General features: G+C 69.6%; 19 protein-coding genes and 1 rRNA gene. 15 read left to right on the top strand and 5 right to left on the bottom strand.

The genetic code is table 11. The features are described from left to right. The 10 genes from rrf to ABZX90_RS32390 form a co-directional block, all read left to right on the top strand. Window positions 1-93: ribosomal RNA gene (gene rrf / locus ABZX90_RS32435) — 5S ribosomal RNA — on the top strand; the annotation flags it as partial. 68 nt (window positions 94-161) lie between these two features. Then, on the top strand, window positions 162-806 hold the full coding sequence (locus tag ABZX90_RS32430) for an HAD family hydrolase (RefSeq protein WP_355210844.1): 645 nt from the start codon (window positions 162-164) through the stop codon (window positions 804-806). A gap of 134 nt (window positions 807-940) precedes the next feature. Further along, the gene (locus ABZX90_RS32425; RefSeq protein ID WP_355210841.1) at window positions 941-1,684 is read left to right on the top strand and encodes a VC0807 family protein; all 744 of its coding nucleotides are present in this window, start codon (window positions 941-943) and stop codon (window positions 1,682-1,684) included. Window positions 1,685-1,767: 83 nt separating this feature from the next. Then, window positions 1,768-2,991, top strand: a complete 1,224-nt coding sequence (locus ABZX90_RS32420; RefSeq protein WP_355210838.1) for an MFS transporter — start codon at window positions 1,768-1,770, stop codon at window positions 2,989-2,991. Continuing rightward, window positions 2,942-4,114 (top strand): acetoin utilization protein AcuC, encoded by a 1,173-nt coding sequence (locus ABZX90_RS32415; RefSeq protein WP_351135102.1) that lies wholly within the window; start codon window positions 2,942-2,944, stop codon window positions 4,112-4,114. Before ABZX90_RS32420 ends, ABZX90_RS32415 begins: the two co-directional genes overlap by 50 nt. Window positions 4,115-4,358: 244 nt before the next feature. After that, on the top strand, window positions 4,359-5,174 hold the full coding sequence (locus tag ABZX90_RS32410) for a phosphatase (RefSeq protein ID WP_351135100.1): 816 nt from the start codon (window positions 4,359-4,361) through the stop codon (window positions 5,172-5,174). Window positions 5,175-5,303: 129 nt separating this feature from the next. Then, window positions 5,304-5,513 carry a helix-turn-helix domain-containing protein gene (locus ABZX90_RS32405; protein WP_093781815.1) on the top strand — a complete coding sequence of 70 codons (210 nt, stop codon included), beginning with the start codon at window positions 5,304-5,306 and terminating at the stop codon, window positions 5,511-5,513. 142 nt (window positions 5,514-5,655) lie between these two features. After that, entirely contained in the window at window positions 5,656-5,754 is a 99-nt protein-coding gene (locus tag ABZX90_RS32400; protein ID WP_003948845.1) for an AURKAIP1/COX24 domain-containing protein, read from the top strand. A 414-nt stretch (window positions 5,755-6,168) separates the two neighbouring features. After that, complete coding sequence (locus ABZX90_RS32395; protein WP_351135098.1) at window positions 6,169-7,230, top strand: NAD-dependent epimerase/dehydratase family protein; 1,062 nt, start codon at window positions 6,169-6,171, stop codon at window positions 7,228-7,230. A 14-nt stretch (window positions 7,231-7,244) separates the two neighbouring features. Beyond that, window positions 7,245-8,300, top strand: coding sequence for a lysophospholipid acyltransferase family protein (locus ABZX90_RS32390; RefSeq protein WP_351135096.1), 1,056 nt, complete (start codon window positions 7,245-7,247; stop codon window positions 8,298-8,300). Window positions 8,301-8,404: 104 nt separating this feature from the next. Here the strand turns inward: ABZX90_RS32390 and ABZX90_RS32385 are convergent, their stop codons facing one another. The 3 genes from ABZX90_RS32385 to ABZX90_RS32375 all read right to left on the bottom strand — a co-directional run bounded on the left by ABZX90_RS32385 (window position 8,405) and on the right by ABZX90_RS32375 (window position 12,098). Further along, window positions 8,405-9,634 carry a DUF5667 domain-containing protein gene (locus ABZX90_RS32385; RefSeq protein ID WP_351135094.1) on the bottom strand — a complete coding sequence of 410 codons (1,230 nt, stop codon included), beginning with the start codon at window positions 9,632-9,634 and terminating at the stop codon, window positions 8,405-8,407. 253 nt (window positions 9,635-9,887) lie between these two features. Continuing rightward, the gene (locus tag ABZX90_RS32380; RefSeq protein ID WP_037627370.1) at window positions 9,888-10,658 is read right to left on the bottom strand and encodes an ECF subfamily RNA polymerase sigma factor, BldN family; all 771 of its coding nucleotides are present in this window, start codon (window positions 10,656-10,658) and stop codon (window positions 9,888-9,890) included. 507 nt (window positions 10,659-11,165) lie between these two features. Then, a complete protein-coding gene (locus ABZX90_RS32375) occupies window positions 11,166-12,098 on the bottom strand; it encodes an HAD-IB family hydrolase (RefSeq protein ID WP_351128321.1) in 933 nt (310 codons plus the stop codon). Between the two features lie 186 nt (window positions 12,099-12,284). On the opposite strand from ABZX90_RS32375, the gene ABZX90_RS32370 reads away from it, so the two are divergent. The 5 genes from ABZX90_RS32370 to ABZX90_RS32350 all read left to right on the top strand — a co-directional run bounded on the left by ABZX90_RS32370 (window position 12,285) and on the right by ABZX90_RS32350 (window position 18,062). Next, window positions 12,285-12,584 carry a glutaredoxin family protein gene (locus ABZX90_RS32370; RefSeq protein ID WP_351128319.1) on the top strand — a complete coding sequence of 100 codons (300 nt, stop codon included), beginning with the start codon at window positions 12,285-12,287 and terminating at the stop codon, window positions 12,582-12,584. Window positions 12,585-12,926: 342 nt separating this feature from the next. Continuing rightward, on the top strand, window positions 12,927-13,691 hold the full coding sequence (locus tag ABZX90_RS32365) for a redox-sensing transcriptional repressor Rex (protein ID WP_351128317.1): 765 nt from the start codon (window positions 12,927-12,929) through the stop codon (window positions 13,689-13,691). Next, complete coding sequence (locus tag ABZX90_RS32360) at window positions 13,688-15,406, top strand: glutamyl-tRNA reductase (RefSeq protein ID WP_355210830.1); 1,719 nt, start codon at window positions 13,688-13,690, stop codon at window positions 15,404-15,406. Before ABZX90_RS32365 ends, ABZX90_RS32360 begins: the two co-directional genes overlap by 4 nt. Then, window positions 15,403-16,362 (top strand): hydroxymethylbilane synthase, encoded by a 960-nt coding sequence (hemC, locus tag ABZX90_RS32355; protein WP_351128313.1) that lies wholly within the window; start codon window positions 15,403-15,405, stop codon window positions 16,360-16,362. The genes ABZX90_RS32360 and hemC overlap by 4 nt, the downstream gene beginning before the upstream one ends. After that, entirely contained in the window at window positions 16,359-18,062 is a 1,704-nt protein-coding gene (locus ABZX90_RS32350; RefSeq protein ID WP_351128311.1) for a bifunctional uroporphyrinogen-III C-methyltransferase/uroporphyrinogen-III synthase, read from the top strand. The genes hemC and ABZX90_RS32350 overlap by 4 nt, the downstream gene beginning before the upstream one ends. A gap of 77 nt (window positions 18,063-18,139) precedes the next feature. Here the strand turns inward: ABZX90_RS32350 and ABZX90_RS32345 are convergent, their stop codons facing one another. Together ABZX90_RS32345 and ABZX90_RS32340 are read right to left on the bottom strand one after the other, a co-directional pair. After that, window positions 18,140-18,337: a DUF397 domain-containing protein gene (locus tag ABZX90_RS32345; protein WP_355210826.1), complete on the bottom strand. Its 198-nt coding sequence runs from the start codon at window positions 18,335-18,337 to the stop codon at window positions 18,140-18,142. After that, window positions 18,328-19,170, bottom strand: a complete 843-nt coding sequence (locus ABZX90_RS32340; protein ID WP_355210824.1) for a helix-turn-helix transcriptional regulator — start codon at window positions 19,168-19,170, stop codon at window positions 18,328-18,330. The genes ABZX90_RS32345 and ABZX90_RS32340 overlap by 10 nt, the downstream gene beginning before the upstream one ends. Window positions 19,171-19,221 lie beyond the last annotated feature (51 nt).

Here is a 19,221-nt window from a genome sequence, read left to right as displayed (position 1 = left end):
ACGCCCGGTTACATTCCGAACCCGGAAGCTAAGCCTCACAGCGCCGATGGTACTGCAGGGGGGACCCTGTGGGAGAGTAGGACGCCGCCGAACAAATTTTGAAGAAAACCCCCGTACCGGGAAACCGGTGACGGGGGTTTTCTGCGTTTAGGGTCTTTGTTATGGGCTACGAACTGATTATTTTCGACAACGACGGCGTCCTCGTTGACAGTGAGCCGATCTCCAACACTCTTCTGGCCGCGTATCTCAGCGAGCTGGGCCACCCCACCTCGTACGAGGACTCCCTGCGGGACTACATGGGCTCCGCCATGCACCGCATCCACGACCTGGTGCTGGAGCGCACCGGGCAGCGGCTGCCGGACGACTTCGACGACGTGTTCCACACGCGGGTCTTCGCCGCCTTCGAACGGGAGCTGAAGCCGGTTCCCGGTGCCGGGCAGGTGCTGGAGAAGCTGGCCGCGGACGGAGTGCCGTACTGCGTGGCCTCCTCCGGGAGTCATGAGCGGATCCGGGTCGGGCACCGGACGACGGGGCTCGACCGGTGGTTCGACGACGGGCGGATCTTCAGCTCGCAGGACGTGGGAAGGGGCAAGCCGGCGCCCGATCTGTTTCTCCACGCGGCCCAGCGCATGGGCGTACGACCGGAGAAGTGCGCCGTCGTCGAGGACAGTCCGCTGGGAGTGCGGGCGGCCAACGCGGCCGGGATGGACGTGTACGGGTTCACCGCCATGACGCCGGCCGACAGGCTGACCGGTGCCACCCAACTCTTCTCCGACATGGGGGAGTTGGCTGACCTGCTCGTATGACGGCATCCATCGGCGGGGGCTGACATATGTCATGCCGAGCTCCGGACGATCGTTTCTGTCGGCGGGTGGGGACCGACCGCGAAGCTGAGTACATCGAAACGGGACGTACACAGTGCCGACGGAGGGACCCGATCATGAGCATCACCGCCACCGAGGTCAACACCGGAGAGACCGCCCGCGCTGCCGCGGCGGTCGCGGGGACGGCGAAGGCCTCCGCCACGGAGACCGCCGGTCCCCGGCCGAGCTTTCGGCCGCTGATCCTGGACCTGGCGGTGCCCGTCGGCTCGTACTACCTGCTCAAGAACGGGTTCGGGATGAGCACCATGGCGGCGCTCGGCTGGAGCAGCGTCGTACCGGCCGTGCGGACCGTGTGGAGCGTGGTGAAGGAGCGCAGGGTCAACGCCCTGGCCGGGCTGATCCTCCTCGTCAACGTGATCGGGCTCGCCCTCAGCCTCCTTGCCGGTGACCCGCGGCTGATGCTGGCGAAGGACAGCGGGGTCAGCAGCGTGATCGGTATCGCGGTCCTGCTGTCCGTGAAGCTCGGGCGGCCGATGATGACGCAGGCCATGAAGCCGTTCCTCGTGAAGGGCGACGCTGCGCGGAGCGCGGCCTGGGACCGGCTGGTGGCCGGCTCCGAGCGGTTCCGGAAGGCCGAGCGGACCTTCTCGCTCGTGTGGGGCGCGGTGCTGCCCGGCGAGTGCGTCGTGCGGGTCGTCGGCGCCTACACGCTGCCGATAGACACCATGGTCTGGCTCGGCACGGTCGTCATGATCGCCTCGATGGTCCTCGCCTTCATGCTCAGCGGGCGCTTCGCCGTCGTCCCGATGCAGAAGATGCTCGAGCGGGAGCTCGCCGCCGAGGCCGGGACCGACAGCTGAACGACCTCTCTCCGAAGAGCTGAGCAGAATTCATCTTCGGCTGGATCTACCCACCGGTAAGCCGGGGCCCTACGCTCGCCGCCATGACAGATGTGCTGCGGCGCGGTAGGGCCTCTTTGGCGTTCAGCTTTTTCGCTCAGGGCGCCGCCTTCGCGTTGCTCGTGACGCGCATCCCGGCCATCCAGGACCGATACGGGATCTCCGACGCCCTGCTGCCGGCGTTCCTGGCGGCCGTCCCGATCCTCGCCGGGGTCGGCAGCGTCACCACCGAGCACCTGGTCAAGCGCATACGCCCCAGCCGCGTCCTGCGGTGGTCGCAGCCCGTCGTGCTGCTCGCCCTGCTCGGTGTCGGCGCCGGTGACCAGCTCGTCGAGGTGGCGGTCGCCCTGGCCGCCTTCGGCCTCGCGGTCGGCGGTCTGGACGCCTCGATGAACATGCTCGGGGTGAGTCTCCAGCGGTCGTACGGGCGCAGCATCATGCTCGGATTCCATGCCGCGTACAGCCTGGGCGGGATCGTGGGTGCCTCGCTCGCGTGGGCCGGTGCGCACTGGCACATGTCGCTCTTCGTGTCGTATCTGCCGGTCGTGCTGATGCTGCTTCCGCTCGCTCTGCTGGGGAGCCGGTGGTACGTCGACGGCGGCGCGGTCCCGGAGGCCGGGAAGGACGCGGCGGCCGGGGACGGTGCCGGGCCTCTCGTCTTCAAGCTGCTGCTGCCGCTGTGTCTGGTGATGACGTTCGCGTACATCGGGGACTCGACGGTCTCCAACTGGAGCGCGAAGTATCTGCAGGACGTGCTGGGCAGTTCGGAGCAGCTGGCGACGGTTCCGTACAACGTCTACATGGTGATGACGCTGGTGGGGCGGGCTGTCGGGGACTTCGGGGTGCGGCGGTTCGGGGCCGTGGCGGTGGTGCGGCTGGGCGCCGTGGTCGCCGCGCTGGGGTTCGGGGTGGTGGCCCTCGCGCCGGGGGCCTGGGTGGGCATGCTGGGGTTCACGCTGCTGGGGCTCGGGCTGTGTGTGATCGTGCCGCAGACCTTCGCGGCCGCCGGGAGGCTCTTCCCGGGGGCGTCGGACACGGCGATCGCGCGGCTGAACATCTTCAACTACGTCGGGTTCCTGATCGGGTCCCCGTTGGTGGGCGCGCTGGGCGACGCCTGGAACTACCGCGGGGCGATGCTCGTCCCGATGGTGCTGGTCCTCGCGACCTTGGGGTACGCCCGCTCGTTCGCTCCTGAACCGGACCGATACGGTGACGTGCATGAGCGGCCGCGCACAGCTGATGTGGGACGAGGCAGTAACGGGATATGACTTCGGTCCGGACCATCCGATGGATCCGGTCCGGCTCGCCCTGACCCGGGGGCTCGTCGACGCCTTCGGGCTCGACCGGGTCGTCGACGTCGTCTCGGCGAAGCCCGCCGGGGGTTCGACCCTGCGGCTGGTGCACCGCGAGGACTATGTGGAGGCGGTCAGGGCCGCGTCCGCCGATCCGGAGTCGGCCGACCCGTCGTACGGCCTCGGAACCATGGACGACCCCGCGTTCGCAGGGATGCACGAGGTGTCCGCGATGATCGCCGGGCAGTCCGTGGGGGCCGCGGAGGCCGTGTGGCGCGGGGAGGCGCTGCACGCGGTGAACTTCGCGGGCGGGCTGCACCACGCGATGCCCGGCGGCGCCTCCGGGTTCTGCATCTACAACGACGCCGCGCTGGCGATCGCCCGTCTGCTGGAGCTGGGTGCGGAGAGGGTCGCGTACATCGACGTCGACGTGCACCACGGTGACGGCGTCCAGGCGGCGTTCTGGGAGGACCCGCGGGTTCTGACGATCTCACTGCACGAGCATCCGCGGACGCTGTTCCCGGGGACCGGGTGGCCCGAGGAGACCGGTGCCGACAGCGCGGAGGGCACGGCCGTCAACGTCGCGCTGCCGGCCGGCACCGGGGACGCGGGCTGGCTGCGGGCCTTCCACTCCGTGGTGCCCGAGCTGATCGCGGACTTCCGGCCGCAGGTGCTGGTCACCCAGCACGGCGCGGACACCCACTTCGAGGACCCGCTCGCGCACCTGGCCGTCTCGCTCGACGCGCAGCGGGCCGTGCAGGTCGCCTGTCACGACCTGGCGCACACGTACGCCGACGGGCGCTGGGTCGCGCTGGGCGGCGGCGGGTACGCGGTGGTGGAGGTGGTGCCGCGTTCGTGGACGCATCTCGTGGCCGTGGCGGCGGGCCGTCCCATCGAGCCCGAGACGGTGATCCCGGAGAGCTGGCGGCAGGAAGTCTTCGCGCGCACACGGCAGTTGGCGCCGATGCGGATGACGGACGGGCGTTGGCCGGTGTCCTGGAAGGACTGGGAGTCGGGGTACGACCCGGCGGACCGCCTCGACCAGGCGATCGTGGCGACGCGCCGGGCCGTGTTCCCGCTGCGGGGGATGCTGCCGTAGGTCCGCGGCGGGACGGAACACCCGCCTCGGTGTCCTGGCGGCGTGTCCCATCGGGCGGTGGTCGGCGCCGAGGTCAACTGACGCTCGCCTCCTGGGCGTTGTTGTGATGCTGGGGCCCAGATGACGACGGCGGCCCCTCGGCTGTTGTGCCGTCACCGGCGTCACGATGGGCTATTAGGCCAACTGTGGGTGATATCCCGCGTTTTGCGCATACCGTATCGGCGGATGCGTCAGCATCGCTGACGTGTTGAGCACCGGAGCTTTGCGTGCACATCTGCTGGCCGCCCGGCTGGCCGGGCCCGTGGCCACGTCGCGCGAGGAGAGTCTGCGCAGCTATCGGCTCTTCGCCGCCCGCGACCCCCGCCTGCTGCTCGGACTCGATCCCGAATGGACCTGGCACCAGCGGGACTTGATCGAGCTGATGGCCGACAAGTGCGGAGTCTCGGCCGATCCCTCGCACACTTCGGGGCATGATGTGATCGACCCGGAGCGGACCCTGGCGGCTCTCGACGCCTTCGCGGAGCGGCTCGCGGAAGCCGCCCGTCATCGTCACCCTGTGCTTCTCGGCACGGGTCACCCGCACCGGCTGATCGCCTTCTACGCCGCTCTCGCGGACGCCCTGTCGGCGGCGGGATGTGCCGTCCTCACCCCCGCGCAGGGTAGCTCTATCGACATAACGACCCGGTTCGGTCTACGCACGTACAACCTCGACTACGTACAAGGTGTCGCGCTGGTGCGCGAACCCGGAGGGGGAGCCGCCGGTCGCGCGACCGGCGCACACACCCACTCGCCGCTGCCGGTTCGGACCGTTCTGGCGGCCGCGGCCGAGTCCGGAGGGCCCCTGCCGGAACTGGTCATCGGAGACCACGGATGGGTCTGCGGGGCAGGTCAGCTGGGGTTCGAGGCCATCGGTCTCGCCGATACGGACGATCCCGCGCTGTTCGTCGGAGAGGCGGAGGGGCGCGTGTCCGTCGTCGTTCCGCTTGATGACGCTGTGCGGTCTGATTACTACCGACCGCTTACTCGCTATGTACTCAATCGAGCGTGTCTGTCACAGTAGGCGGCCGATGGCATCCCCTCTTCCCCACTCGCATCACCCGCCCCTACATTGGGGAGTGAGCACGCAACGACGAAGAGTCACCGGAAGGGGAAGCCGGTGGCCGTCGAGTGCGGAAGGTTCAGGTGTGTCATGGCTGCAGGCGAGAGGCCTCTGAACGAGGTTCAGTTCCTTACCGTGGCGGAAGTCGCCTCGGTGATGCGAGTGTCGAAGATGACCGTGTACCGCTTGGTGCACAGTGGTCATCTGCCGGCGATCCGGGTGGGGAGGTCCTTCCGGGTACCGGAGCAAGCGGTTCACGAGTACCTCCGTGAGAGCTATGTGGGGGTGGAGACCGCCTGACGGCGTTCCGGGAGACCGTTCGCGATCTCCCGGAAACACCTCGATTACGACCTTGGCTCTCGGACGGGTAGGCTGGCCCCTCATAGGTCGTGTGGGCCCATGCAGCCCAGCACCGAGTAAAAAGAAGTGAGCGAGGGTAGTCGTGGGCTCTGTTATCAAGAAGCGGCGCAAGCGGATGGCGAAGAAGAAGCACCGCAAGCTGCTCAAGCGCACTCGCGTTCAGCGTCGCAACAAGAAGTAAGCGGCGCCGCGTAAACGCGTGCTGTGGCCCCCCGCCAGCAGGTGGGGGGCCACACGCATATCCGGCCGCGAGACGGCTGAAAGCCCCCCGAAGCGCCGCGCAAGGGTCGCCCGCGGCGGCGCGCCGGGTCGGCGCACAGCCGGGCCGGGGCGGCGGTGCCCGAGAGGGCACAAGAGGGCACCCGAGAGGAAGAACCCCCGAAAAGCCGCTCGAACATCGAATGTCTTCAGCCACGCGCGCCGCGTACGACTGTGGGCCGAATGGCTTGGTCTGGTCGTACGTCCATGGCTGTCGTCACTTCGTGCATCGGGCGGTCATCACAGCGCAACATCGACCCGCTAAGTTGGCCGCACACGGGGAACGCGGCAGGTACGAGCGGGAGCTACGTCCAGTTCTGGAAGGAAGGCGCTGATCTTGGGGAAGGTCGTGCTCGTGACCGGGGTGGCCCGACAGCTGGGGGGCCGGTTCGTACGACGGATCCAGCGTGACCCACAGGTGGACCGGGTGATCGCCGTGGACGCGGTGCCGCCCGAGCACCACATCGGCGGCGCCGATTTCGTGCAGGCCGACATCCGGCAGCCCACGATCGCGCGGGTGCTCGCCGAGTACTCCGTCGACACGGTCGTGCACATGGATGTGACGGGCACGGCGCTGGGCTCCGGCAGCCGGACCACGGTCAAGGAGACCAACGTCATCGGCACCATGCAGCTGCTCGGTGCCTGCCAGAAGTCCCCGACGGTCAAGCGGCTCGTCGTGAAGTCCAGTACGAACGTTTACGGCTCGGCGCCGCGCGACCCCGCCGTCTTCACCGAGACCACCTCGCCCAAGTCGCTGCCCAGCGGCGGCTTCGCGAAGGACACGGTGGAGGTCGAGGGGTACGTACGCGGCTTCGCGCGCCGCAGGCCCGATGTCGCCGTGTGCGTGCTGCGGTTCGCCAACATCCTCGGCCCGAGCGCGGACTCGCCGCTCGCCTCGTACTTCTCGCTGCCGGTCCTGCCGACGGTGTTCGGCTACGACCCGCGGCTCCAGTTCGTCCACGAGGGCGACGTCATCGAGGTGCTGCGGATCGCCTCGCACGATCCGCAGCGGGGCACGCTCAACAGCGGCACGTTCAACATCGCCGGCGACGGCGTCCTGCTGCTCTCGCAGTGCGCGCGGCGCCTGGGCCGGCCCACGGTCCCGCTGCTGCTGCCGGCCCTCAGCTGGGCCGGCACGGCCGTGCGTACCCTGGGTGTGACGGACTTCTCGCCCGAGCAGTTGCGGCTGCTCACACACGGCAGGGTGGTCGCGACGATCCAGATGCGCGAAACCCTGGGTTACCAGCCGAAGTACACGACGGCGGAGACCTTCGCGGACTTCGCCCACAGCCGGGGTCCCGGACTCCTGCCCCCGGAGGCCCTTGCGGGGGCCGTGGACCGGATCGCCGCACTGCCTCTTCTGGGCGGCGGCCACCCCCCGACGCAGAGCGCCAACTGAGGAGCGCATCAACGATGGCGGACGCCAAGGTCATTCCTTTCGACGACGACCGGTCGCGCGGGGCCGCTGCGCAGCGCCCGCCGCGGCGCCGGGCCGCGGGGAGCCGGCGCAAGGGCGAGCCCGTGGTGGTACGCGAGGTCCAGCCCCTGCCCGGGCGGACCGTCCCGCAGGATGATGTTCCTGTGACGCACGAGGAACAGCCGCCCCAGCAGCAGCCCCAGCAGGGCGGTGCCAGCCTGGAGCAGCGCATCGCGGGGGGCCTGGCCTTCCTGCGCCGCCGGCTCACGGGTGACTACGAGATCGACGACTTCGGGTACGACCAGGAGCTGACGGACCAGGTCCTGATGTCGCTCATCCGGCCGCTTTACGAGAAGTACTTCCGCGTCGAGGTGAAGGGCATCGAGAACATCCCGTCGGAGGGCGGCGCCCTGATCGTCGCCAACCACTCGGGCACCCTTCCGCTGGACGGCCTGATGATGCAGGTCGCCGTCCACGACAACCACCCCGCGAACCGCCATCTCCGCCTGCTCGCCGCCGACCTGGTCTTCATGCTGCCGGTCGTCAACGAGCTGGCCCGCAAGGCCGGTCACACACTGGCCTGCGCGGAGGACGCCGAGCGGCTGCTGGAACGCGGCGAACTGGTCGGTGTGATGCCGGAGGGCTTCAAGGGCATCGGCAAGCCGTTCAGCGAGCGCTACAAGCTTCAGCGGTTCGGCCGGGGCGGCTTCGTCTCGACGGCACTGCGCGCGGGCACCCCGATCATCCCGTGCTCGATCGTCGGCGCGGAGGAGATCTACCCGATGATCGGCAACGCGAAGACCCTCGCGCGGCTGCTGGGATTCCCGTACTTCCCGATCACCCCGACGTTCCCGTGGCTGGGTCCGCTCGGCGCGATCCCGCTCCCCACCAAGTGGACGATCCAGTTCGGCGAGCCGATCCGCACGGACGGCTATCCGGCGGAGGCGGCCGAGGATCCGATGCTGATGTTCAACCTGACCGACCAGGTCCGGGAGCAGATCCAGCACACCCTGTACAAGCTGCTGGTGCAGCGCAGGTCCGTGTTCTTCTGATCATGCAGTTACGGTTCTGCTGATCATGTCCTGATATGCCTGTACGTCGATGGGGGCGCCCTTCCCGAGAAGGGCGCCCCCATCGACGTAGCCGCGTGGCGGGGTTAGTGGCTGTCCTCCGTGTCGATGCCGAGGCCCGGCAGGAGGCCGGGCAGCAGGGGCGGCAGTGTCACGTCGGGTTCGCTCGTCGCGCTGCCCTTGCTGCTGTTGGACGACGGGGAGGAGCTGGTGTCGTCCTGCGGCGGGTCGAGCAGGCCGCCGGTGTTGCCGCCGAGCAGGCCGTCGCCGCTGCTGCCCGAGCTGGAGGGCTTGGGCTTGCCGCTGCTGTGGCTTCCGCTCGCCGAGCCGCTGGTGGCGCTGGGCGCCGGGGTGTCCGTACCGGGCGAGCCGGTGGACTCCTCGCTCCTGCCCCGGTGACGGCCGGTGCCCTCGGGGGCGGGCGTCCTGGGCAGCAGCGAGCGCAGCGGGTCGACCTCGTCGTCTATGGCCTCGAAGACCGACGAGACCTGGTCGCTGACGTCGCCGAGCTGCACGGGAAGCCGGTCGCGCAGCGCGCCCCAGGCCTCGCGGTGCGACTGGGAGAAGGCGGACAGGGTCTGGATGGGGCCCAGTGAGCCGTCCCGTTCGTACGCTTCGTGCAGCAGGCGGTGGCCCTCGGCGGCGTCGTGCTGCATGCCGAACAGGGCGCGGCGGACCTCGCCCAGGGACTCGTGGTCGAGATTTCCCGAGCGACCGCGCTCCATCAGCCGGCGTGCCTCGCTCAGGCGGGTCGAGGCCTGGTCGAGGTAGAGCTCGCCCCGGTCGCTGTCGCCGTGGGCCAGGCCCAGTTTCACGTCCTCCATCCCGCGCTTGAGTCCGTAGAGCGAGTCGCCGGGCAGGGCGTCGGAGCTCGCGGCGGCCACACCGCCGAAGGCTCCGGCGGCCACCCCGACGGTGAGCCCACCCGCTGCGAGCCCTTTGGACAGCCGGGACCGGGGCCGCAGCTTCCCCAGTCCGGTCGCCCGGTGCGCGCCCTTGGCCCGATGGGACCGCTGCTCGGGCACGGCACGGTCCAAACCCTCGCCTCCGGCGGCGGTGCCTTCCAGCAGCATGGCCTCCATCGCGGCGACGAGCTGGGCTCGCTGCACGATCTTGACCTCGGGATCCAGCTCCGGTTGGGGCAGCTCGCCGAGACCGGTGGCGAGGGCCAACAGCAGCCCTTGCTCGGTCTGTTCCGCAGCAGCCCGGGACGGTGCCGACCCATCGGGCTGCTCGGCCGCCGTGCCCTGGTCGGATTCCTCCAGGGCCTGGGCGAAGGCGTTCGCCCGCCGGTGTGCCGATACGTTCGCGATCACTGGCGGCACCTCCTCTCGTCATGACGGTCGGCTCCCCAGGGGGTCCTGAGGGTTGCACCCCCTGGCCGTATCCACACGATCGGGTGATCGGCGATGGCCAAGGCGTGACCACAGGGAGCCTGTATCCCGCACAACGAGCGTCACGGCACTTGGGTTACGGACGACGGATGATCGGACCGCGAAGTCAACAGACTTTTACAGATGGTGAGTTGGACGTCGCTGAACGTGTGGGATCACTGCGGTCGAAGCGGGTTCAGCGGACGTCGTCGGGCAGGAGCCGGGCCAGCGTGCGGACGGCCCGGTACTGGAGGGTCTTGATGGCACCCTCGTTCTTGCCCATCACCCGGGCGGTCTCGGCGACCGAGAGCCCCTGGAGGAAGCGGAGCGTCACACACTCCTGCTGCTGAGGGTTGAGCCGTCGCACGGCGTCAAGGAGCGCGGCATTGGAAAGGGACTCCAGGACGGAGTCCTCGGGAGAGCGCTCGACCTCGTTGGCGTCGAGCATTTCGCCGGTGGTCACTTCCAGCCGGAACCGGCTGGACTTGAAGTGGTCGGCGACCAGATTCCTGGCGATGGTCACGAGCCAGGCGCCGAAGTCGCGCCCCTGCCAGGTGAAGGTGCCGATCCGTCGCAGCGCCCGCAGAAAGGTCTCACTGGTGAGGTCCTCGGCTGTCGCCTTGCCTCCCACCCGGTAGTAGATGTAGCGGTACACGGTGTCGCTGTACTGGTCGTAGAGCCGTCCGAAGGCGTCGGCCTCGCCGGCCTGGGCGCGCTCCACGAGATCCATCATCCGGGCGCTGTCACTGTCCGCGGCCGGACGGCGTGCGGTGGTGGCCGAGCCTGAGCGGCCCCGCCTGCCGACCGCCGCGTTGCCGTCGGCCAGGGCATAGCAAGGTCCGACGGGCGCGGGGAGGGCGAAGGCGGGGACGGCGTACGCGGTGGGGACGAAGCCGCGCAGACGGTCCAGGACCGTTGCGCGCAGCGTAGCCAGGCCCGAGGCGTCAACCCCGACGTGTGAGTACACGGGACTCCCAGAGGCAGAGCTTCCATCACGTGCAGTGCGGGACCTTTCACCCGTCGTAGCGACGGAGGGGTACCGGTTTGCGTTTGAGGAGAATAACGCTTCGTACAGGCAGCACTACACCCAGTTGCTAAAATCATCGATTACGTCGCTTCTGATGCGGTTCGATGCCTGTTCAAGTACTGGACGGTGACCGCTTGTTGATCGAGTCGGTTCGTGTTCCGTCTGAGTCCAGGGCGTGTTGTGCCCGCCTGTGATGAACATGACTGGGCCGCCCACGGCGTGGGTAGGACACGCTGATTGCCCCCGCGGCCGACGGTCCCGTCCCAGGTCCGGACAGGTTTTCGCCCCCTCCGCCCCTGCTTTTCCCGTTCCTGGGGCTCCGCCCCGGACCCCGCTCCTCGAACGCCGGACGGGCCGGAATTCAGCCGCACAGCACGGAAGGGCCGTGTCGGCACATCTCCTGATGTGCCGACACGGCCCTTCCCTCAACGAACCGGCGGTGACCGCTCAGCGGCGGCGGCGGTGCAGGGCGATCGCGGCGGCCGTGCCGCCGGCCACCGCGCCCACCCCGGCCGCGGCGGGAATCCCGACCTTCGCGGCCTTCCGCGCCGTGCGGTAGTCCCGCAGCCGCCAGTCGAAGTCCCGCGCGTGCTTGCGCAGTTTCGCGTCCGGGTTGATCGCGTACGGGTGCCCGACCAGCGAGAGCATCGGAATGTCGTTGTGCGAGTCGCTGTACGCGGCGCAGCGGGACAGGTCCAGGCTCTCCGCGGACGCCAGTGCCCGCACGGCCTCCGCCTTCGCCGGACCGTGCAGGGGCTCGCCGACCAGCTTGCCGGTGTAGACCCCGTCGACCGATTCCGCGACCGTACCCAGGGCGCCCGTGAGGCCGAGCCGCCGCGCGATCACCGTGGCGATCTCCACCGGCGCCGCCGTGACGAGCCACACCTTCTGTCCGGCGTCCAGGTGCGCCTGGGCGAGCGCGCGTGTCCCGGGCCAGATCCGCTCGGCCATGTATTCGTCGTAGATCTCCTCGCCGATCGACATCAGCTCGGAGACCCGATGACCCTTCACGATCGACAGCGCGGAGTCGCGCGCGTCCTGCATGTGTTCCGGGTCCTCGATGCCGGCCAGCCTGAACCACGCCTGCTGCCAGGCGAACCGGGCGAGATCGCGGGTCTCGAAGAACTTCCGCTTGTACAGGCCCCGTCCGAAGTGGAAGAGGGCAGCACCTTGCATCACGGTGTTGTCGAGATCGAAGAACGCGGCGGCCTTGTCGTCGCCGAGCACCGGGAAGTCGGGTTCCTCCACGGCGTCCGGTTGTGCCAGTTCTTCCAGTTCCTGCGAGGACTTGCGCGCTGCCTCCGCAGAGGCCTCGCCTGCCAACACGCTCCGCGCCGTGGCGGAACGCCTACGGGGAGTGAGCCATCCGAGAGCGGCCATGTCGTGAGCATAGCCAGTCTGTTAGGTGCTTCCGGAGTCGAGAGGATTCGACGCTGTGAACTCTCCGCGACCATGCCGTTAAACAACCGGTCCGATCCGTTGTCGGCGCGGCGCGTCGGCCCTGTGCGAGGGCCGGTTGTCGCGTAAAGCGCGGAGCGAGCCCATCGGGGCGTCCGGGGCGGGAGAATGGCGCATATGAGCCCCATGTTCCGGCGCAGCGACCGCCGTACGGAGAGGAAGGCGCCCGAGGAGCGTCTGGTCACGTTGATCAGGAAGCCCGGGTGCCATCTGTGTGATGACGCACAGGAAGTGATCGAGAAGGTGTGTGCCGATCTCGGGGTCCCCTGGGAGAAGAAGGACATCACCGAGGACGAGGAGCTGCACCGTCAGTACTGGGAACAGATCCCTGTCGTGCTGGTGGACGGCGCCCAGCACACCTTCTGGCGTGTGAACGAGGAACGCCTTCGCAAAGCCCTCGCACAGTGAACCGCGTGCGGGGACGCCGACCGCGCCCGTGATGTGCCCCGACTTGTGACCTGACTGAGTAGTCCAAGTGGCCGGGAACGTCGCCTAGGATCGACGGCGATTGGTCTCGGGGGCGGGATTCGTTGAGGAGAGTGTGCGGTTTTGCCCCCTTCAAGTGCGGAACGAAGCCGTCCGCGCACCGGTTCCATACGTGCGCGCCGGGCGCGCGTGACCCCGGTCACGTTGGCCGGGCAAATCGGACACCGTCTTTGTGCACGCGTTCACAAAGACATAGCCTGCATTCGACGGGGCGGTCTAGGTACGTGTGACCGCCTAAAGCCCCGCTCTACCCGCAGGAGCACCGTGGCAACTGGCCGAACTCACCGACCGGCGACCCGCAGCCGAGGGATTCCCGAGGCCACCGTCGCCCGGCTTCCGCTGTACCTCCGAGCCCTCACCGCACTGTCGGAGCGCTCGGTACCCACGGTCTCATCCGAGGAACTCGCGGCCGCGGCGGGGGTCAACTCCGCGAAGCTGCGCAAGGACTTCTCCTACCTCGGCTCCTACGGGACGCGTGGTGTGGGCTACGACGTCGAGTATCTCGTGTACCAGATCTCCCGTGAACTGGGGCTCACCCAGGACTGGCCGGTAGTGATCGTTGGTATCGGCAACCTCGGTGCGGCACTGGCCAATTACGGAGGGTTCGCCTCCCGCGGATTCCGCGTGGCGGCGCTCATCGACGCCGATCCCGCGATGGCCGGGAAGCCCGTCGCCGGGATTCCGGTCCAGCACACGGACGAGCTGGAAAAGATCATCGACGAGAACGGTGTCTCGATCGGTGTCATCGCCACCCCGGCCGGAGCCGCCCAGCAGGTCTGCGACCGCCTGGTGGCCGCCGGAGTCACCTCCATCCTGAACTTCGCGCCGACCGTCCTGACCGTCCCGGACGGCGTCGACGTGCGCAAGGTCGATCTCTCCATCGAGCTGCAGATCCTCGCCTTCCACGAGCAGCGCAAGGCCGGCGAGGAGGCCGAGGCGCAGGCCGGTGCCATCGCCACCGCCACCGCCGCGCAGGAGAACAACCGCAAAGGGCCCGACGGGGATGTTCCCGCCGTGATGCCGGCATGAGTCTCCTCGTCGTCGGACTGAGCCACCGCAGCGCTCCCGTCAGCGTCCTGGAACGGGCCGCGCTGTCCGCGGACGCGCAGGTCAAGCTGCTCCAGGACACCCTCGCCGCCGAGCCGGCCGCCGAGGGTGCGGTGCTCGCCACCTGCAACCGCATCGAGCTGTACGCCGACGTGGACAAGTTCCACGCGGGCGTCGCCGAGCTGTCCACGCTGCTCGCCCAGCACAGCGGGGTCGGGCTCGAGGAGCTCACTCCCCATCTGTACGTGCACTACGAGGACCGGGCCGTCCACCACCTCTTCTCGGTGGCCTGCGGCCTGGACTCGATGGTCGTCGGCGAGGGCCAGATCCTCGGCCAGATCAAGGACGCGCTCGCCACCGGGCAGGAACTGCACACCGCGGGCCGCCTCCTCAACGATCTCTTCCAGCAGGCCCTGCGGGTCGGCAAGCGCGCCCACTCCGAGACCGGCATCGACCGCGCCGGACAGTCCCTGGTCACCTTCGGCCTGGAGCAGCTGTCCGCCGGGCGGCCCGTCGAGGACTGGGCCAAGGGCAAGCGGGCCCTCGTCATCGGCGCCGGCTCGATGTCCTCGCTGGCCGCCGCGACGCTCGCGCGCGTCGGCGTCGGCGAGATCGTGATCGCCAACCGCACCCACGACCGCGCCGAGCGCCTCGCCGAGATCCTCACCGGCGGCGACGCCACGGACGTGCTGGCCCGCGCGGTATCGATGGACGCGGTGCCGGTCGAGCTGACACGTGCCGACATCGCCGTTTCCTGCACCGGTGCGACCGGGCTCGTCCTGACGGCCGAGACCGTCGCGGCCGCCGTCGAAGGCCGTACGGGAACACCCGCGGCCGTACGCGACGACGCGTCGGCCGGTGCGGCGGGGCACCTCGCGCCCACCGGTGCCGGCACCGAGGACGGCTGCCCGCTGGACCTGTCCGCCGTGCAGGGCGCCACCGGCTTCTCCGTCATGGGCGAGGCGGCCGTCGCCGGCATGGACGCCGCCACCCTGGAGCAGCACGCGGCCTGGGTGGACAAGGGCACCGGAACCGTCGAGCGCCGCGACAGCCGTCGTACGCCCGATGAGGATGCCGCCGCCGACGCGGACGTCATCACCGCGCTGGCCGCGACCGCCGCCACGATCGGCCGCATCCCCGAGCGCCGCAGGCCCGAAGCCGTTGTCACGGCCCCCCGCCCCGCGCCGGTGCTCGCGCTGCTCGACCTCGCGATGCCCCGTGACATCGACGCGGCCGTGCACCGGCTGCTCGGTGTGCGGCTCGTCGACCTGGAGTCGCTGGCGGAGGCCTCCGCGGACGCGCCGATGGCCGCCGACGTGGACCAGGTGCGCCGGATCGTCTCCGACGAGGTGGCCGCGTTCGGCGCCGCCCAGCGGGCCGCGCACATCACCCCCACCGTCGTGGCGCTGCGCGCCATGGCCGCCGATGTCGTCGCGAACGAGATCGCGCGGCTGGACGGGCGGCTGCCGGACCTCGACGACAAGCAGCGCGGCGAGATCACCCAGACCGTGCGGCGCGTCGTAGACAAGCTGCTGCACGCGCCGACCGTACGGGTCAAGCAACTCGCCGCCGAGCCCGGCGGTGCCGGGTACGCGGACGCGCTGCGGACCCTGTTCGACCTGGACCCGGAGACGGTCGCCGCCGTCTCGCGGGCCGAGAACAACACCGAGAACGCCAAGAACCGAGGGCGAGCATGAGTGAGCAGGCTTTGAGACTCGGGACCAGGCGCAGCAAACTCGCCATGGCCCAGTCCGGGCAGGTGGCGGATGCCGTGAGCCAGGTGACGGGACGGCCCGTCGAGCTCGTCGAGATCACGACGTACGGCGACGTTTCCCGCGAGAACCTCGCGCAGATCGGCGGCACGGGCGTCTTCGTGACCGCGCTGCGCGAGGCACTGGTGCGCGGGGAGGTCGACTTCGCCGTGCACTCCCTCAAGGATCTGCCGACCGCGCAGCCCGAGGACCTCGTGCTGGCCGCCGTACCGGTGCGTGAGGACGTGCGCGATGTTCTCGTCGCCCGCGACGGACTGACCTTCGCGGAGCTGCCGGACGGCGCGCGCGTCGGTACCGGCTCGCCGCGCCGCATGGCCCAGCTGAACGCGTACGCGCGCAGCCACGGCATGACGATCGAGACGGTCGCCATCCGCGGGAACATCGACACCCGAATCGGGTACGTCCACGCCGGGGAGCTCGACGCCGTCGTGCTCGCCGCCGCCGGACTCAACCGGATCGGCCGGATCGACGAGGTCACCGACTTCCTGCCGGTCGACACCGTTTTGCCCGCCCCCGGCCAGGGGGCCCTCGCGATCGAGTGTGCCGCGGACAACGCGGACCTCGTCGCAGCGCTCGGAGAGCTCGACGACCCGTTCACCCGGGCCGCCGTGACCGCCGAGCGATCTCTGCTTGCCGCCCTGGAGGCCGGCTGCAGCGCCCCTGTGGGCGCGCTGGCCGACCTGCTGGCCGACGGGCAGATTGTCAAGGAGATGCGCCTGCGCGGCGTCGTCGGCACGACCGACGGCTCGACGCTGGTGCAGCTGTCCACCACCGGTCCCGTGCCCGAGACACATGACCAAGCGATGTCGCTCGGCCGTGAACTCGCTGCCGAGATGCTTGCCAAGGGCGCGGCCGGTCTGATGGGGGAGCGAGCACTTTGAGCCCCACCAACCTTCCCGCCGGTCCGGACCACGGGCACGTCACCTTCCTGGGTGCCGGACCCGGAGATCCAGGGCTGCTGACACTGCGCGCCGTAGAGGCGCTGGCGAACGCGGACGTCCTCGTCGCCGAGCACGATGTGCTCGACGTGGTACGCGTACACGCCAGACAAGGCGTCGCCGTTCTGAGCACGGATCCGGACACTTCGCCGGATACGTACCAGAGCACAGGCACGCCTCAGCTGACGGTTGTTGACAGCGCGTCAACAACCGTTGGTGACCCCGCGTCGAGGGACGCTGCCAATCTTGTCATGACGGCCGCACGGGGCGGCAAGCGGGTCGTGCGTGCGGTGTCCGGTGACCCCGGGCTCGACACGTACGCCGCCGAGGAGATGCTGGCCTGCGCCCGCGCGGGCGTTCCGTTCGAGGTCGTGCCCGGCATCGCGGCCGCTCTCGGTGTGCCCGCCTACGCGGGTGTGCCGCTGCGGGACGCACAGGGCGCGGACGTACGGTTCGTCGACGCGCGGACCGCGTCGAACCGCTGCTGGACCGAGGTCGGCGCCTCCGACGGAACCGTCGTCGTGTCGGCGACGCTCGACTCCGTGGCCGCCGCCGCGGGCGAACTCGTGGCCTCCGGCCGCAAGCCCGACACCCCGATGTCGGTGACGATCGCCGGTACGACGACCCGCCAGCGCACCTGGTCGGCCACCCTCGGCACGATCGCGCAGACGCTGAAGCAGGCGAAGGTGCTGCCGTCCCCGGACGGCGGCCGCCCGGTGATAGCCGTGGTCGGTGAGCGTTCCGCCGCCGCCCAGCGCGACCAGTTGTCGTGGTTCGAGTCCAAGCCGCTGTTCGGCTGGAAGGTGCTCGTGCCGCGGACGAAGGAGCAGGCGGCGTCGCTCTCCGACCAGCTGCGGTCGTACGGGGCCGTGCCGCACGAGGTCCCGACGATCGCCGTCGAACCGCCGCGCACGCCCCAGCAGATGGAGCGCGCGGTCAAGGGCCTGGTGACGGGCCGCTACGAGTGGATCGCCTTCACCTCGGTGAACGCGGTCAAGGCCGTGCGCGAGAAGTTCGAGGAGTACGGGCTCGACGCCCGTGCCTTCGCGGGCATCAAGGTCGCGGCGGTCGGCGAGTCGACCGCGAAGGCGCTGATCGCCTTCGGCGTGAAGCCGGACCTGGTGCCGAGCGGCGAGCAGTCGGCCGCGGGCCTCCTGGACGACTGGCCGCCCTACGACCCGGTCTTCGACCCGATCGACCGGGTGTTCCTGCCGCGTGCCGACATCGCCACCGAGACGCTGGTGGCAGGGCTCATCGAGCTGGGCTGGGAGGTCGACGACGTCACGGCGTACCGCACCGTGCGCGCGTCGCCGCCGCCGGCGGACACCCGGGAGGCGATCAAGGGCGGCGGCTTCGACGCGGTGCTCTTCACCTCGTCGTCGACCGTGCGGAACCTCGTGGGTATCGCCGGCAAGCCGCACAACGTGACGGTGATCGCCTGCATCGGTCCCGCGACGGCCAAGACGGCCGAGGAGCACGGGCTGCGGGTCGACGTGATGGCTCCGGAGCCCTCCGTGCACAAGCTGGCGGAGGCGCTGGCGGACTTCGGGCTGCGGCGGCGCGCCGCCGCGCTGGACGCGGGGGATCCCGTGACCCGGCCGAGCGAGCGCCGTCCCGGGTCCAGGCGACGCCGGACCACCTGACGCCCCGCGCCCTCGAAGCGCACACGCCCCGCCGTCTCTTACCGGAGACGGCGGGGCGTGCTTCGTTGTGCGGCCGGTCAGGCGGACGGCAGGAAGGCCGCCCAGGCTGCCGGGGTGAGGACGAGGCGGGGGCCCCCGGGGTCCTTGGAGTCCCGGACGAGGATGCGGTCCGGGACGGCGGCGGCTTCGACGCAGTCGGGGCCCTCGTCCGTGCTGTAGCTGCTCCTTATCCACTCCGGTGCGATGCTCGCTTCGCTGCCTGGCTTCAGGGGCATGTCTCTCCAAGCACTCTCTCGATGAAGGCTGTTGACTCTCGCGGGTCGAGAGCTTGTGCCCGGATGGTCCCATAGCGCATGTCGAGCAGCTGGACCTCTTTCGGATCGGTGATCACACGGCTGATGTGCTGCACTTCGACGTGTCCGACGGTGCCGCCGTCCTTGAGTCTGAGCAGTCTGAAGGAACCGGCCAAGCCGGAGTTCACCTCGCGACTCAGCGGGAGCACCTGGAGGTCGACGTTCCGGAACTCGGCGATCTCCAACAGGCTTTCGAGCTGGCGCCGCATGACCGTGACGCCTCCGATGGGCCGTCGAAGAGTCGACTCGCACTGGACGAAACTGAAGAACGGCCGTGCCGCCGTGCCGTCGACGATCTTCTGACGGGACACTCGGGCTGACAGCCTCTGCTCCAGCTCGTCCGCGCTGAACGGCGGTCGGCGCGCGCCGAAGACCGAAGCCGCGTACTCCACGGTCTGCAACAACCCATGAATCACCGAGTTGTTGTACGCGCACAGCTCGATCGCATCCGACTCCAGGCGCTTCAAGTCCCGTACCTTCTTCGGGTACCGGACCTCGACCAAGTCCTCCTTCAGCGCCGCGAGTCTGCCGCCCGCCGACAGGATCTCGTCCGCGCGGTCCAGATACTCGGGCCGGGGGATCCGTCGCCCCCGTTCCACGGAGGAGACCTGCTCCTCCCCGTACCCGATGGCCGCCCCGAACTCGGCCTGGGTGAGCCCGGCCGACTCCCGCCACAGCTTCAGCTGACGCTGGACGGTCCTCATCACGGCCCCGGCCTCTTCGTCGTCCTCCAGCCCCGCGTCCCACTCGCTCAAGTCCGCCGCCCTCCCGTCACGCGCTTCCCTGCCCAACCCGGACGCCCGCTC

Origin of the sequence: Streptomyces sp. NPDC002935, assembly GCF_040611295.1 — a bacterium.
In the GTDB taxonomy this organism is placed as follows: Bacteria; Actinomycetota; Actinomycetes; order Streptomycetales; family Streptomycetaceae; genus Streptomyces.
Note: the sequence above shows the minus strand (reverse complement) of the source record. Positions and strands in the feature narration are given on the sequence as shown.

What these genes read in the sequence shown, in the direction of transcription:
- ABZX90_RS32405 (WP_093781815.1), top strand. Translation starts at nt 5,304, where the DNA reads ATGGCTGCAGGCGAGAGGCCTCTGAACGAGGTTCAGTTCCTTACCGTG.
- ABZX90_RS32375 (WP_351128321.1), bottom strand. Translation starts at nt 12,098, where the DNA reads ATGGCCGCTCTCGGATGGCTCACTCCCCGTAGGCGTTCCGCCACGGCG.
- ABZX90_RS32345 (WP_355210826.1), bottom strand. Translation starts at nt 18,337, where the DNA reads ATGCCCCTGAAGCCAGGCAGCGAAGCGAGCATCGCACCGGAGTGGATA.
- ABZX90_RS32390 (WP_351135096.1), top strand. Translation starts at nt 7,245, where the DNA reads ATGGCGGACGCCAAGGTCATTCCTTTCGACGACGACCGGTCGCGCGGG.
- hemC (WP_351128313.1), top strand. Translation starts at nt 15,403, where the DNA reads ATGAGTGAGCAGGCTTTGAGACTCGGGACCAGGCGCAGCAAACTCGCC.
- ABZX90_RS32360 (WP_355210830.1), top strand. Translation starts at nt 13,688, where the DNA reads ATGAGTCTCCTCGTCGTCGGACTGAGCCACCGCAGCGCTCCCGTCAGC.
- ABZX90_RS32420 (WP_355210838.1), top strand. Translation starts at nt 1,768, where the DNA reads ATGACAGATGTGCTGCGGCGCGGTAGGGCCTCTTTGGCGTTCAGCTTT.
- ABZX90_RS32415 (WP_351135102.1), top strand. Translation starts at nt 2,942, where the DNA reads ATGAGCGGCCGCGCACAGCTGATGTGGGACGAGGCAGTAACGGGATAT.
- ABZX90_RS32370 (WP_351128319.1), top strand. Translation starts at nt 12,285, where the DNA reads ATGGCGCATATGAGCCCCATGTTCCGGCGCAGCGACCGCCGTACGGAG.
- ABZX90_RS32430 (WP_355210844.1), top strand. Translation starts at nt 162, where the DNA reads ATGGGCTACGAACTGATTATTTTCGACAACGACGGCGTCCTCGTTGAC.
- ABZX90_RS32425 (WP_355210841.1), top strand. Translation starts at nt 941, where the DNA reads ATGAGCATCACCGCCACCGAGGTCAACACCGGAGAGACCGCCCGCGCT.